We start from the raw sequence: 12387 nt of genomic DNA, 5'->3' as shown, positions 1-12387 counted from the left end.
GCCGTTTTACCCGATCTGCGAAGTTACACCTACTACAGGGTGGGAGGGTGCTGGCACAATTGGCCCGCATGACGGAACCGACCCCCGAGGCCGAGCTGGCCGAAGTCACCAGGCAAGCCAGCGAGCCCGACGCGCTCATAGGCGCGGTCCAAGAGATGTCCGATCAGATGAACGACCCGGATCGAGACGGCCCAGTGGCACCTCCAAGAACATGGCCCGTCTCCGAGGACGCACAGCTCATTGACGGCGACGGCACCGCTACGGCGACGCAGTGGGAGCGGTGAAGACCCGCCGGCACAAGCCTCGGAGCAGGGTTTTTACCCAATCTGTGAAGTAACACCTACTACAGGGTGAGAGGGTTTCGTCCCCTCTCCCGATTGATTTGGTGCTGACGCGCCGCGACGGATGGAGTCCACTTCCTTCCTCTCCACTCGTCGTGAGCCGCTCCACCATGAGGCCGACAACGTTGAGTCGGCCCGCCCCCGGCAGTGTGCTTCTCCTCGCTGCCGGGACAGACTTCCCGCTGAGACGCTGAAACTCAGCGGAGAGCCGTTCGCACTGGACATGCTCGAACGGATAAGACACCGCCGACACTCGGTGTCGAAATGCTCGCAGGGGTGCGAGCACAGCCATTAGATGAGCCCCCCAGCCTTGAGCTGGGGGGTTCTCTTTCGGTCGATGACCAATGGCCCCATTCTGAATCAGGTGGCAAATCAACAACTTTCGCGAAAGGAGAGTCCGCCAATGATTTACTCAGGCCGCTGCCGCAGCGGCAAGCACACCATCCGCACACCGAGCGACCGCAGGTCAAACGGTCAGTGTTCGCGGTGCTCCCGCGACAACGAGGCCCGCTATCGAGCACGCCGCAACGAGCGACTTGCCCGCCTGGCAGCCATAGAGGCTTTGGTCGCGTAGCAAGTCCCCCCCACCACTGCGCCCAGGAGGCGTACGACACCGAGAAGGTAGATACGAGAATGGCTTACGTCGACTGTGACACATGGCCGCTAGAAGCTCAACAGGCCATCGAGCGCCTGAGAGCTGAGTGCGCCAAGCACCGGATGGACCGTAATAAGGCACGGCGTGAGCGCGACGCCGCACAGGCTGAACTGGCTGCGCTGCGCGCCGCGCTGTCCCGCTCCAAGTGAGTACGCCCAACATCATCCGTTGGGACCAGGCGTACAACCGCAACGGCGATCCCAAGTTGCCCCGCGCGGCGGTGAACGTGATCCGCACGTACATGGACAACCACACCCTTGCGGGGTACGTCACCCAGGCGACGATTGTCGACGCTACGGGTCTCGACATCACCAACGTCCGGCGTCAGATCAAAGCCAACGTTGAGAGGGGTTGGCTGGTGATCACCCACCGAGGCCGCTCGGGGCGGGCCTCGGAGTACCGCTTGCTGTTCCCCCAACCGGGCATAGGCGCCCGGTTAGAGGGAGAGGTAACCAGGCACGAATGCCTGGTAGAGGATCAGGAGCCTAACCGGGCGAATACGCCCGGTTACACAGTCCAATCGGGCACAAACGCCCGGCTGCTACCGGGCGCAGACGCCCCCCCTACTTCTCCTGAGCTTCTCCTAAAGAGAAGCTCTTTAGATAACCCCGATCCTCTCGGGGATCGGGGATTAGATGATTTCCGGCACTGCTCAACTTCTCCTGACCAACCGGGCACAAACGCCCGGTTAGAGCCGGGCACCTATGCCCGACTCCCGCCGTTGCCGCCGTCACATGCGGACCCCTTCGTGGAAGACAAGCAAGCGACGGCCATCCAACTACACCCGGTCCCGTGGGCCGACTGATCACGAACGAGACAGGAGAACACAGATGCAGACAGGCCGAGCGCGCGACGCACTGGAGGAATCGATCTACCGCGCCGCCGAGTACGGCGCTGATCGACCGAGGACGTTCGACGTCCCCGAGGACGCCCATGTCCAGTTCGGGCCTCCGGGAGATCCGTTCGACGGCATGACCCTTTCGTGGGTGGTTGCCGAAACCGCCTGAGAGGCCCGTAGCGGCCAGCAGGAGCCGCACGCACCAAAACTCCACAACCGAACACCTACCGACCCGCCAGCGCCTCACTGAGCGGGTTTTTTGATGCGCTCAGGGCACAAGCCCTGAGCCGATGCCCTGGAAGGGGGTAATGCATGGCAGATGCCGGAATCGAAGTCGGCAAGATTTCAATCAAGGTATCGCCCGACACGGGCGACTTCCGCCGAGACCTCAAGCGCGATCTTGACCGGTTGGAGAAGTCGCTCCAAGCAGATGTAGACGTGGTTCCGGACACCACGGGGTTCCGACAGCGGGTCAAGGCCGAGACGGCAGGCTTGAAGGCCGATGTAGACCTGAACGTGAAGCGCGGTGTGCTGCAACGTCTCCAGGATCTTCTGTCAAACATCAAAGCCCCGTCGTTCGGTTCCGGGATCAACCCGGCTGGCTACGGTGCAATCTTCGCCGGCATCCTCGCGGTGACGGCTCCTCTCATGAGCCTGCTGACCACGTCGCTGCTGGCTCTACCGGGACTGATTGCCGCCGTGGCGACTCCGGTAGGAGCGCTGATGTTGGGCCTGGATGGGCTCAAGGCAGCCGCCGCACGGCTGGCTGTCCCGTTCGAGGGCCTTAAGGCCACGATGAGCAAGTTCACCGAGGAGCAGTTCTCCCCGGTGTTCGACAAGCTGGGCGAGGTTTTCCCGACGCTGGCGCGGTCGTTGCCGACTGTCACACGCGGTATGGCCGATCTGGCTCAGTCGTTCGTGGACTCGGTCACGTCGTCGGGCGGCATGGCCAAGATCGAAGCCACCATCGGCAATATCGGCGCGGCGCTGTCGAAGGCAGCACCGGGTATTGGTTCGTTCACCGATGGCCTTCTGTCGCTCGCGAAGTCCTTCTCCGAGCTCCCCAACCTCTCGGATTGGTTCAACGGAGCCGGCAAGTCGTTCTCAGAGTGGATAGAACGGATCACAGCAGACGGCACGCTGTCGAAGGCTTTCGACGGTCTGGGCGGAACGCTCAAGACCATTGCCGAGGCTCTCGGCTCGATGGCTTCCGAGGGTCTGAAGTTCATGCAGGACCCGAGCAAGATCCAGGACTTCAACACCGCTTTGAAGAACATAGGCGACACGCTTTCTAGCATCGTCACGCTCTCGAACGAGCTGAACAACGGCAAGCTGTTCACCACTTCGCTTCCGTCGTTCGACCTGGAGAAGATCAAACAGGATCTCGCCGCGCCGTTCACGTCGGCTGATGCGCCGTGGCGCGACTACGCCGCCAGCATCTCCGAAGCGTTCAACTCGGTAAAGGCCACCGTGGCTTCCGCTATGGGGGCCGTTGCCTCAGCGGTGTCGAGCGTCGGGAGCCAGATCGCAGGCGCCTGGGATGGTGTTGTGGCGTCCGCACAGTTGGCGTGGAACACGGTCGTCAGCACGGTCACCGGAGCAATCGCCAGCGCGGTTTCCGCTGTCGTCTCCGGAGGTGGGCAGATCCTCGCAGAGGTCGGCTCATGGCCTGGCCGCATCGCGGGGGCCGTGAGCAATATGGGGGGCATCCTGGTCGGCGCCGGCAAGGCGCTGATGGACGGGTTGCTGTCCGGGATCAAGTCCGGCCTTCAGTCCGTATTGGACTTCGCCAGCAGCATCGCGGACAAGATCGCAGCGGTTAAAGGCCCTCTGCCATACGACCTCCGGGTTCTCCAGCCTGCCGGCGAAGCGATGATGCACGGCCTTGACGAGGGTCTTCGCAAGGGGTTCACGTCGGTTCTAGACCGTGCCTCGAACATGGCAGACGAACTAGCCGGGGCGCTAGGCCCGGTCGACGTCGGAGCCAAGGTCTCGACGGACTGGGAATCGAAGGCGAAGGAGCCGCTGAGCATCGCGGAGGACTTCATCACCGCCAACGCGAAGCAGTTCGCAGGCGACCTCGGTATCGGAGGCGACGGCGCTATCTCTCAGGCCCTACAACAGGGCTTGCAGTTCGGAAAGCAGTTCATCTTCAACGTCGGCTCGCTGGACGAGGCAATCGCCGTGAAGAACAACCAGATCAACAAGGACGCGCTCCAGTACACCCGGCGATAACCGGGCGCACAGAGTGCAGGGCCTCCACAGCATCCGCTGTGGGGGCTTTCTTCTTGCAGCACAACACAAAAGGAGAAGAATTGTCACACAGACCGTTACAGGTAGTAGTTCCCAGGTTCCTGACCGCAGTAGGCGATTACGACATGGTCCGGGTGTTCCGTAGCCCGGAGCTGAGCACCAAGTCCCAGCAGTACCTCCAGGTGAAGCTGTTCCTGGAGGCGAACAACTTGGTACTCGCTGAGAGCGAGAGCGTGGATGACCCCGATTTCTGGGGAGGTCGCTACCAGGACGAGTGGTACACCACGCCCACGGCGCGATCCATCCTCATCGCCGCTAGCCAGACCGATGACTCCGAAGAGGAGGCGGCTGCCTGATGCCCGATTACGAGGACGGGGGTGTCCAGGACATCCGTTCCACCCGTGAGTATCTGGCGCACTTCGATCATAAGGAGCGGACACCCGAGGACCGGGAAGCGGCTTTCGCTGCTTACGTCGAGACGTCGGCTGAGGACGAGAGGGACACCGGCTGGCACAACGACCTGCTGGAGTCTCGCCGGCAGTTGTTCATGCGCCGATACCAGCGACCGGCGCCTCCGGTCGGGTTGCACACCGATCCACACATCATCCGGGGCGAACACCGCAAGTGGGAGCCCGCCTACAGAGGAGACCAAGCAGCATGACCGTAATCGACCCTAACTCCACCGAGACGCCCGAAACCCCCGAGGGTGACACCTCCGGTACCCCTGAGCCTGAGAGTGGAAATCAGGGCCTTGTGGAGGCTCGCGACCGATACCGCACCGAGCGTGACTCGGCTCGCGAGGAACTGACCGCCGCTGCTGCCCGCATCGAACGGATGCAGCGTGCGGAGATCGAGCGCCTGGTGGCCGACGAGCTGGCCGTGCCCGGTGACTTCTGGCTCTCGGAGAACACCGTGGCCGACTACCTCACCGACGACGGCGAGGTCGACACCGCGCAGGTGTCCGCTGACGCCAAGCTGCTGCTGACAGAGCGGCCCCGACTCGGGAAGCACACCGGGGCGTTTGACCCTACCCAGGGCCTCGGAGGCAGGGCGCCCAAGCCGCCCCAGCCGACGTGGGGAGCTGTGTTCAAGTCTTGAGCTGACGACCGCCATCTGTGATGGCACCTCGGCTCACGTTCGCCTCTGAGAGGCACCAAGTGACGCCGGTCTGTGACCGGCTGATGTTCTGAAACCCATTACGGCCTTTGGCAACTCAGCCAGGGTCGAACCCTACTGTCCATAGGAGGACACACACATGGCTTATGCCATCGACAAGCGCGACAACCACGACGATAGCCTCCTCGCCCCTGAGATCGGCAACCTGGTCGATCAAGTTGTTAAGGCGAAGGCCGTCGCCGCGCAGATCTCCACGCCGGTCTCGACCAATCGACCGAAGTACGAGTTCCCGCTACTGACTGCGCCTGTCACCACGGCGCTGATTGATGAGCTTGACGACCTGCCGCTGTCGAACCTCGGCACTGGATCGGTGACCGCCATTCCCCGCAAGTTCGCAGGCGCCACCCAGATCTCTACCGAGATGGCAGACGACCTGGCAGACGGCAGCAACGCTCTAGTGGCCGACCAGATCGGTGCCAGCCTGTCGGACCAGATCGTCGCCAGCCTGGACGCAGCGGTCATGGGCAATCTGACGGCGATCGGAACCAACCCCACCGAGAAGTTCGCAGGTCTACTGTCCTATGCGTCGACCGCGATCACTGTCGGGGCTTCCAGCGCTGCGATCGCGAACCTGGACAACTTCGTCAAGGCGATCTATGCCGCCCAGAACGCCACAGTCCCCGGCGATAACGGCGTGTTCGTTGTGAGCCCCGCGACCGCTGAGAAGCTCTCGCTCCTCAAGACCGGCACCAGCCAGAACGGCTATCTACTGGACTTCCAGGAGGATGGCTCGATCGTCGTCGCCGGGAAGAAGCTGCTCATCACCCCGTTGACCGACGCGGGCACCCAGTTCTGGTACGTCGTGCCCGGACAGCACCGCCTGGTGACCCGCCAGGGCACCGAGGTCCGCAAGACCTACGTCCCGCAGAACGACTCGTGGTTCATCTCGGCCACCTACCGGGCCGACTTTGTCTCCCTGGCACCGGAGACGGTCGTCCGGGGCAAGTTCTCCTGACCTGAGTGGTAGTCGCACGTAATGCAGAAGTCCCCCGGCACCAGCCGGGGGCTCTGCCCAAGCGCAAGCGCAACCGTCGCAAGTCCAGACCTGTCTGTGCCCGCGAGGGCTGCATCCGACTCGTGAGGGAGGCTGGACACGCCGAATGTGGCGTCCTGTGTCGGGCGGTGAATGCTGAGCTGACCCGTGCTCAGCGGGTGTGCGAGGTGACCCGAGATACCGAGCACTGGCTTGCCGTCGTCGCGTTGAGCGATGCTGTTACCGCCTACTACGCAAGCGACAACCGCGTCTACAACGCAGCTCAGTCCGTGGGCATCACGGACGAGCAGTGGCGAACGATCAAGCACGGAGAGTCGATGTGAGTGACCAACCGAGCCCGAGCTCCTTCGCGCCGCATGATCGGCCCTTCGACCCTGGCCCGCCGCCGTGGGTCCGTGATTCGCGCTCCGATGAGCAGTATTTCGACCAACTGATGATCGCCCGCCCTCCGAAGTACGACCAAGCTGTATTAGTTCCCCGAGAGGTGGCGCTGCACCTGGTCAAGACCGGCCAGGCGAAGTACGTGGTATTCCACACCAAGTACCCTCCCGGTTACACGATGAACCTCGCCGAGGTAGAGCCTGGCCCCAACGAAGTTGCGATAGAACGCTATTCGAGTCCTGCTAAGAACCTTCCCACGGTCGATAGTCAGTACGCCCCTGACCAGTTGAGGGGTCGTGCAGTCAGCCGACAGCGACAGAAGCGGGAGCAGAGGCGGGGTGGGCGTTAGGCCCCGAGGCAGATGTCCCGGCACCACGCCGGGACCACCTCGTGGGGCCACGGGATCAGCACACCACCCTGGTCGTACTGGCCCGCCGGCACCCCCTGCTCGTTACCTGGCCCGCAGATGCGGTTTCCGTGGTCAACGCAGGACCATCCGTCCTGCCCCTCAAGGGGCTGGGCGTTGGCGGGAGATGCTAGACCGAGAGTCATTGCAGTAGTTGCGATTACGAGTGTCATTGTGCGCTTCATGTCCCGATGTAACCACGCACCGCCCTGCGGTGTCAATGAGTCAATTCAACTGTGCTACAACGTATTCCGTACACCCCAGGGGGTGACCCCCTACCCCCGGCTCCTGACCGTGAGGTTATGCGCCTCAGCCATCGTGTACGGGTTTTCAATATTCAGGAGGTTCAATTGAGCTGGTCAAACTCAGACAGGCGGGCAGGCCTACCTGCCGACTGGCACATTCGCCGCAAGCGCATCCTCAGGCGTGATGACGGGAGCTGTCAGATCCGTGGGCCGCGATGCACGCAGGTCGCGACCGACGTAGACCACATCCAGCGCGGGGACAACCACGAGGATCGCAACCTCCAGGCTGTGTGTCGCCCCTGCCACACGCAGAAGACGGCGCGTGAATCGGCTGACAGGAAGCGTCAGCTTCGGGCCGCAGGCAAGCGCCCACAGGAACGGCACCCCGGAGCAAGGTAACCACCCCACCTCAAAGAAGGAATGAGATGCGAAGTAAGACAAGCAGATACGGCCCACGAAGCGGCCACCCTGAGCGGGTGGACCACTCCACCAACCACGCCCGAGCGAGGTTCGGGCACCACCGGGCAGGCCGCTGATGCCCACCTACGCCACCGTGGACGACGTTGAGGAGCTATGGGCTCACGAGTTCACCAACGCGGAACGCACGCTCGTGGAGCGTCGACTGTCACAGGCTGAGCGGATGATCCGTCGCCGGATCTCCGATCTGGACGACCGTGCAACGGACCCCGACTACCGGGCCGACCTGATCGACATCGAGAGCGATGTCGTGCTGCGGCTGATCCGCAACCCTGACGGCTATGAATCGGAGCAGGACGGGGAGTACGCCTACCGGTTCCATCCCGAGGCAGCCTCGGGGAAGCTGGAGATCACCGATGAAGAGTGGCGGACCCTCGGAGTCAGCACCTCATCAGCGATGTTCGTGTTCGTACCGGTGTTCGGCCAGTGAGCTTACTCAATCGTGGGACCGACACCGTCACCGTCTACCCGGAGGTGGTCGGGAAGGACTCCGACGGGAACGAGCGCACCAAGGCCTCTGCGCAGGGCACCGAGTGCCGCGCCGTCGTCCAGCCCATGACCTCCACCGAGAAGCAGGACGTTGGCTTCAACAGCGTCGAGATCCTGCGTCTTCGCTTGGTCGGCTGGCAGGGGGGCCTCCTGGGCGCCCAGAGTCAGGTGGAGTGGCAGGGCCGGCGGTACAGCGTGGTCGGGGAGGCCCGCCAGCACCGGGGAAGTCGCCGCACCGCCCACACCGTCTACACAGTCACCCGGTCCTAACCGGCCACTATCCCGCAACGCGGGGATAGTAGCTGACAACCACGTCAATCACCGGCGTGTCGTGGGGAAACATTCGCAACATTCCAGGATGATCAGAGGTTTAGCTAAGAAGCCCCTGAGAATCAGCGAACACGCGTGTACATCTCTAACGGTGTCGGTGCCGGGGGGTAGAGTCATGACCGCTGACGCAGTAAACCTCAGGCCCAAAAACCTGAGGGGCTCTGGGTCCTGAGGCTCACCGTCTACTTTGCGGGTAGGACGCCAAGCTATCAGGAACAGTCACGGTGTAACTGTAAATCCGCCGTGAATGTGACCAGAGTTTCATTTCTGCGTTGCCGGATTGCGCTCAAAACGGGCCGGTCTGAACAACAACAGAAGGAAACCCAATAAAGATGAAGACGCGCGTCCCTCTGGGGACTCTCGCCCGATCGAACACGCGGTGCCCCGAGAGTGGGGTGTGGGAGTCGCAGGACTACCCCAGCACCACCGCACCTATCGCGGAGCACAACAACATGCCGCTTCACCGTGGCGTGATCGTCAACTGGAAGCTCATCCAGTACGCGTAGGTCGTACCCGTTAGTCGCTTTACGGAGGGCGGCATCGCTTCGGCGGTGTCGCCTTTTCCGTGTCGGGGTACGTTGTGCGCAGCCCGATTTTCGGCGAATAGAACAGAACCCGAAACACCCTTGGCAGGGTAAACGGGTGTCAGTCCAGGCAGGTCTCGTAGCTCGCGATCGAGATCAGGCCTTCGAGAGTGTCGACGTCGACCATCTCGCTGCTCATCGCTCGCATCAGGGGTGAGTCACCGATTTCGGACGCATCGGCAAGCAGAGCCATCTCCACGCCATTGTGGGTCATTGCACTCCTCCAAAGGGGTCACCATCGATTGTGCCTGCAGATCAGCGGCCTTTCACCCTCTGACACGCAACGGGTCTGAAACGAAATCGCAACGCCCGCAACGGACTCTGTGCCATGTGCTTTGCTGGTTCTGCAGCCCAGGGGCGAACTCTGGCGACCCGCTGACAGGGCTGGCATACTCAGCGCATTCGCCAGGCGCTTCACGCCCGCCCGACGAGGGCGCCATCAGCCAGGATGCTTCATGAATCACGCTCGATCCTCGATCAAGCGGCCGCCTCGGTGGGCGCTGTCCAACTGGCCGGTGCGCGTCAAGGTGGTGGCCATCGTGGCCGTGCCGCTGCTGCTGGCCGGCGTGTTCGGCGGCCTGCGCATCCACGCCGCGACCTCGTCCGCCCAGACGCTGCGGGTCGCGGCAGCGCGAGCGGAGATGGTGCCTGAGGTCGCGCAGTACCTGGCCGCGGTGGAAGCGGTGCTGGTGAGCGCGACGGACGGCGGTGACGTACCCGCCAGCGTCTCCGCCTTCGAGTCCCGGGCCGCCGATCTGCAGCGCCAGTTGAGCTCGACCGACGTCGACGATGCGGTGCGCCTGGCGACGAACACGCTGCTCGATTTCGGGCGCGATCTCGTCGGCAAGAGCACGTCGGGCGGCAACGATCTGCGCACCCGGGTCATGACGTATGCGCCCCTGCTGATCACCGCCGAGACCGCGATCACCGGCTTGGTGGCGGGAGACGACGACACGGTCCGCAACGCGGGCGAGGCGCTTGCGAGGGCGGTCGGTGCCCGCGGCCAGATGACGATGCAGCAGATGCTGGTCGACCGTGGTGCAGATTTGCCCGAGCCCGAACTGCGCTCGTCGATGATCACGCTGGCCGGCACCGAACCGTCGACGGTGGCCGCGATGGGTGCGTTCCTGGGTGGCTCCACCGACGCGGTGGCGTCGCTGCGGTCGGAGATGGTCAAGCGGATGTCGCTGCTCTCCGACCCGGGTGTGGCACTGCCGAACAACCCCGATCTGTTGGCGTCGCAGCGCATCACCCGTGGCATCGCCGACGGGATCATCGCCGATACGTCCCGGTCGATCCCCGCGACGGTCTCCGACGAGGCCGCAGCCGCCCGGACCGCCGCGATCCGCGACGCCGCGGTCGTCGGCGCGGTGCTGCTGATCGCGCTCCTGCTGGTCACGCTGGTGGCGCGCAGCCTGGTGCGGCCGCTGCGCACGCTGCGGGACAGCGCGCTGAAGGTGGCCCACGAGGATCTGGCCCGGGAGGTCGAGCAGGCCCGCCTCGACGGCAAGACACCCACGATCGCGCCGCTGTCGGTGCCGACGTCGGAGGAGATCGGCCAGGTCGCCCACGCCGTCGACGAACTGCATGAGCAGGCGGTGCTTTTGGCGGCCGAGCAGGCGCGGCTGCAGATGCAGGTGACCGACATGTTCGAGACGCTGTCGCGGCGCAATCGCACGCTGGTGGATCAGCAGCTCGCGCTGATCGACCGGCTTGAGAGCGACGAAGAGGATGCCGACCGACTGCAGAGCCTGTTCCGCCTCGACCACCTCGCGGCACGCATGCGCCGCAACGGAGCCAACCTGATGGTGCTGGCCGGCGCGCGCATCCCACGCGAGGACGCCGAGCCCGTCGCCGTCGTGGCCGTCGTCCACGCGGCAGCGTCCGAGGTCGAGGATTATCACCGGATCAGCGCCGAGGGTCTGCCGGACACCGCGGTGATCGGCCCGGTGGCCGGTGACCTGGTGCATCTGCTGGCCGAACTCCTCGACAACGCGCTGCGGTACTCACCGCCGACGGCTCCGGTGCATGTCTCCGCGGCGCGCACCGGCAACGGCGGCCTGGTGCTCGAGGTCGCCGACGCAGGCTTGGGGATGAGCGAATCCGATCTGCGGGTCGCCAACAGCCGGTTGCAGTCCGGGGGTGAGGTCAATCCGTACACCGCCCGGCACATGGGGTTGTTCGTCGCTGGCCGGCTCGCCGGCCAGCACGGTTTGGTCGTGCGGTTGCGGAGCACCGTCGCCGGCCGGCCGTCGTCGGGCACCACCGCCGGGGTCTACGTACCGGCCGAGATGCTCGCGGCACCCGTACCGACGCCGGTACCCGCACCCGCACCTGTAGCCGCGCCGCCACCGACACCGGCACCGGCGCCAGCACCCGCCCCGGCACCTGCCCCGACTCCGGCGCCTGCACCCGTCGTCGTCGCGCCCGCGCAGAACGGCCACGCCCGCGCGCGGCACGCCAGGGACGACTCCGACGACGATGCGATCTACCAGACGATGCTCTCCGAATGGCTCGTCGACCCGCACGAGCTCTCCCACAGCACCGACCTGAACTGGCAGACCGTCTGGGATCACGGCTGGTCGGCCGCGGCCGCCGCGCAGGCTGCACCTGTTCAGGAGCGCACCCCCGAGGGGCTGCCCATCCGGCGTCCCGGAGCACGACTGGTTCCGGGCGCGGCCCCCCGCACCGACGACGGAGACGGCGACCGCGGCGGCCGGGATGCGGTCCGCGACCCCGAGGCGGTGCGCGCCGGCATCGCCAGCCACTTCGGCGGGGTGGCCGCCGGACGACGGCACGCCCGCCACGAACGGGAGGAGGCAGGTGACTGAGTCGCTCGATTGGCTGGTGGCACGGTTCGCCCGGGAGACGCCCGGGGTCTCACACGCGATCCTCGTCTCGGCCGACGGTCTGCTGACTGCGGCCAGCGAACACATGCCGGCGGAGCGGGCCGACCAGATGGCCGCGGTGGCATCAGGGCTGGCCAGCCTGTCGGCCGGGGCGGCGCAGCTGTTCGACGGTGGGTACGTGCTGCAGTCCGTCGTCGAGATGGAGAACGGCTACCTGCTGTTGATGCGGGTGGGGGACGGTTCCAACCTCGCCACGTTGGCCGCGCGCGGCGCTGACATCGGCCAGATCGGCTACGAGATGGCGATCTTCGTCGAGCGGGTGGGTGCCGCGATCGCCTCGCCACGACGAGATCCGCTGCGCTCATGACC

General features: G+C 64.6%; 16 protein-coding genes. 15 read left to right on the top strand and 1 reads right to left on the bottom strand.

The window, feature by feature from the left end; genetic code table 11:
• The first annotated feature begins 68 nt into the window (after positions 1-68).
• From DMB80_RS02120 to DMB80_RS27975, 13 genes are all read left to right on the top strand, one after another.
• Positions 69-284: a hypothetical protein gene (locus tag DMB80_RS02120; RefSeq protein WP_162938385.1), complete on the top strand. Its 216-nt coding sequence runs from the start codon at positions 69-71 to the stop codon at positions 282-284.
• Between the two features lie 690 nt (positions 285-974).
• Positions 975-1145 (top strand): hypothetical protein, encoded by a 171-nt coding sequence (locus DMB80_RS27990; RefSeq protein ID WP_162938384.1) that lies wholly within the window; start codon positions 975-977, stop codon positions 1143-1145.
• Between the two features lie 681 nt (positions 1146-1826).
• Positions 1827-2003, top strand: coding sequence for a hypothetical protein (locus tag DMB80_RS27985; RefSeq protein ID WP_162938383.1), 177 nt, complete (start codon positions 1827-1829; stop codon positions 2001-2003).
• Positions 2004-2146: 143 nt separating this feature from the next.
• Complete coding sequence (locus DMB80_RS02115; RefSeq protein WP_111508371.1) at positions 2147-4069, top strand: phage tail protein; 1923 nt, start codon at positions 2147-2149, stop codon at positions 4067-4069.
• 143 nt (positions 4070-4212) lie between these two features.
• Complete coding sequence (locus tag DMB80_RS02110; RefSeq protein ID WP_111508370.1) at positions 4213-4443, top strand: hypothetical protein; 231 nt, start codon at positions 4213-4215, stop codon at positions 4441-4443.
• Entirely contained in the window at positions 4443-4748 is a 306-nt protein-coding gene (locus DMB80_RS02105) for a hypothetical protein (protein WP_111508369.1), read from the top strand. Before DMB80_RS02110 ends, DMB80_RS02105 begins: the two co-directional genes overlap by 1 nt.
• Positions 4745-5185: a hypothetical protein gene (locus DMB80_RS02100; RefSeq protein WP_111508368.1), complete on the top strand. Its 441-nt coding sequence runs from the start codon at positions 4745-4747 to the stop codon at positions 5183-5185. Before DMB80_RS02105 ends, DMB80_RS02100 begins: the two co-directional genes overlap by 4 nt.
• Before the next feature lie 157 nt (positions 5186-5342).
• Complete coding sequence (locus DMB80_RS02095) at positions 5343-6218, top strand: phage major capsid protein (protein WP_111508367.1); 876 nt, start codon at positions 5343-5345, stop codon at positions 6216-6218.
• Positions 6219-6424: 206 nt separating this feature from the next.
• A complete protein-coding gene (locus DMB80_RS27980) occupies positions 6425-6580 on the top strand; it encodes a hypothetical protein (protein WP_162938382.1) in 156 nt (51 codons plus the stop codon).
• 766 nt (positions 6581-7346) lie between these two features.
• Positions 7347-7688: an HNH endonuclease gene (locus DMB80_RS02085; RefSeq protein WP_205538483.1), complete on the top strand. Its 342-nt coding sequence runs from the start codon at positions 7347-7349 to the stop codon at positions 7686-7688.
• 136 nt (positions 7689-7824) lie between these two features.
• The gene (locus tag DMB80_RS02080) at positions 7825-8196 is read left to right on the top strand and encodes a Gp19/Gp15/Gp42 family protein (RefSeq protein ID WP_111508365.1); all 372 of its coding nucleotides are present in this window, start codon (positions 7825-7827) and stop codon (positions 8194-8196) included.
• On the top strand, positions 8193-8525 hold the full coding sequence (locus DMB80_RS02075; protein ID WP_111508364.1) for a phage head completion protein: 333 nt from the start codon (positions 8193-8195) through the stop codon (positions 8523-8525). Before DMB80_RS02080 ends, DMB80_RS02075 begins: the two co-directional genes overlap by 4 nt.
• Positions 8526-8917: 392 nt before the next feature.
• Positions 8918-9091, top strand: a complete 174-nt coding sequence (locus tag DMB80_RS27975; protein WP_162938381.1) for a hypothetical protein — start codon at positions 8918-8920, stop codon at positions 9089-9091.
• Positions 9092-9230: 139 nt separating this feature from the next.
• Here the strand turns inward: DMB80_RS27975 and DMB80_RS27970 are convergent, their stop codons facing one another.
• Positions 9231-9383 carry a hypothetical protein gene (locus DMB80_RS27970; RefSeq protein ID WP_162938380.1) on the bottom strand — a complete coding sequence of 51 codons (153 nt, stop codon included), beginning with the start codon at positions 9381-9383 and terminating at the stop codon, positions 9231-9233.
• Between the two features lie 241 nt (positions 9384-9624).
• Between DMB80_RS27970 and DMB80_RS02070 the strand changes: the two genes are divergently transcribed.
• Both DMB80_RS02070 and DMB80_RS02065 read left to right on the top strand, forming a co-directional pair.
• A complete protein-coding gene (locus DMB80_RS02070; protein ID WP_111508363.1) occupies positions 9625-12000 on the top strand; it encodes a sensor histidine kinase in 2376 nt (791 codons plus the stop codon).
• The gene (locus DMB80_RS02065; protein ID WP_240430967.1) at positions 11993-12385 is read left to right on the top strand and encodes a roadblock/LC7 domain-containing protein; all 393 of its coding nucleotides are present in this window, start codon (positions 11993-11995) and stop codon (positions 12383-12385) included. The genes DMB80_RS02070 and DMB80_RS02065 overlap by 8 nt, the downstream gene beginning before the upstream one ends.
• The last annotated feature ends 2 nt before the right edge of the window (positions 12386-12387 follow it).

Origin of the sequence: Mycobacterium kyogaense, assembly GCF_003254575.1 — a bacterium.
GTDB lineage: Bacteria > Actinomycetota > Actinomycetes > Mycobacteriales > Mycobacteriaceae > Mycobacterium > Mycobacterium kyogaense.
This window is presented reverse-complemented; position numbering and strand designations above follow the sequence as displayed.

What these genes read in the sequence shown, in the direction of transcription:
- DMB80_RS02120 (WP_162938385.1), top strand. Translation starts at nt 69, where the DNA reads ATGACGGAACCGACCCCCGAGGCCGAGCTGGCCGAAGTCACCAGGCAA.
- DMB80_RS27990 (WP_162938384.1), top strand. Translation starts at nt 975, where the DNA reads ATGGCTTACGTCGACTGTGACACATGGCCGCTAGAAGCTCAACAGGCC.
- DMB80_RS27985 (WP_162938383.1), top strand. Translation starts at nt 1,827, where the DNA reads ATGCAGACAGGCCGAGCGCGCGACGCACTGGAGGAATCGATCTACCGC.
- DMB80_RS02115 (WP_111508371.1), top strand. Translation starts at nt 2,147, where the DNA reads ATGGCAGATGCCGGAATCGAAGTCGGCAAGATTTCAATCAAGGTATCG.
- DMB80_RS02110 (WP_111508370.1), top strand. Translation starts at nt 4,213, where the DNA reads ATGGTCCGGGTGTTCCGTAGCCCGGAGCTGAGCACCAAGTCCCAGCAG.
- DMB80_RS02105 (WP_111508369.1), top strand. Translation starts at nt 4,443, where the DNA reads ATGCCCGATTACGAGGACGGGGGTGTCCAGGACATCCGTTCCACCCGT.
- DMB80_RS02100 (WP_111508368.1), top strand. Translation starts at nt 4,745, where the DNA reads ATGACCGTAATCGACCCTAACTCCACCGAGACGCCCGAAACCCCCGAG.
- DMB80_RS02095 (WP_111508367.1), top strand. Translation starts at nt 5,343, where the DNA reads ATGGCTTATGCCATCGACAAGCGCGACAACCACGACGATAGCCTCCTC.
- DMB80_RS02085 (WP_205538483.1), top strand. Translation starts at nt 7,347, where the DNA reads ATGCGCCTCAGCCATCGTGTACGGGTTTTCAATATTCAGGAGGTTCAA.
- DMB80_RS02080 (WP_111508365.1), top strand. Translation starts at nt 7,825, where the DNA reads ATGCCCACCTACGCCACCGTGGACGACGTTGAGGAGCTATGGGCTCAC.
- DMB80_RS27975 (WP_162938381.1), top strand. Translation starts at nt 8,918, where the DNA reads ATGAAGACGCGCGTCCCTCTGGGGACTCTCGCCCGATCGAACACGCGG.
- DMB80_RS27970 (WP_162938380.1), bottom strand. Translation starts at nt 9,383, where the DNA reads ATGACCCACAATGGCGTGGAGATGGCTCTGCTTGCCGATGCGTCCGAA.
- DMB80_RS02070 (WP_111508363.1), top strand. Translation starts at nt 9,625, where the DNA reads ATGAATCACGCTCGATCCTCGATCAAGCGGCCGCCTCGGTGGGCGCTG.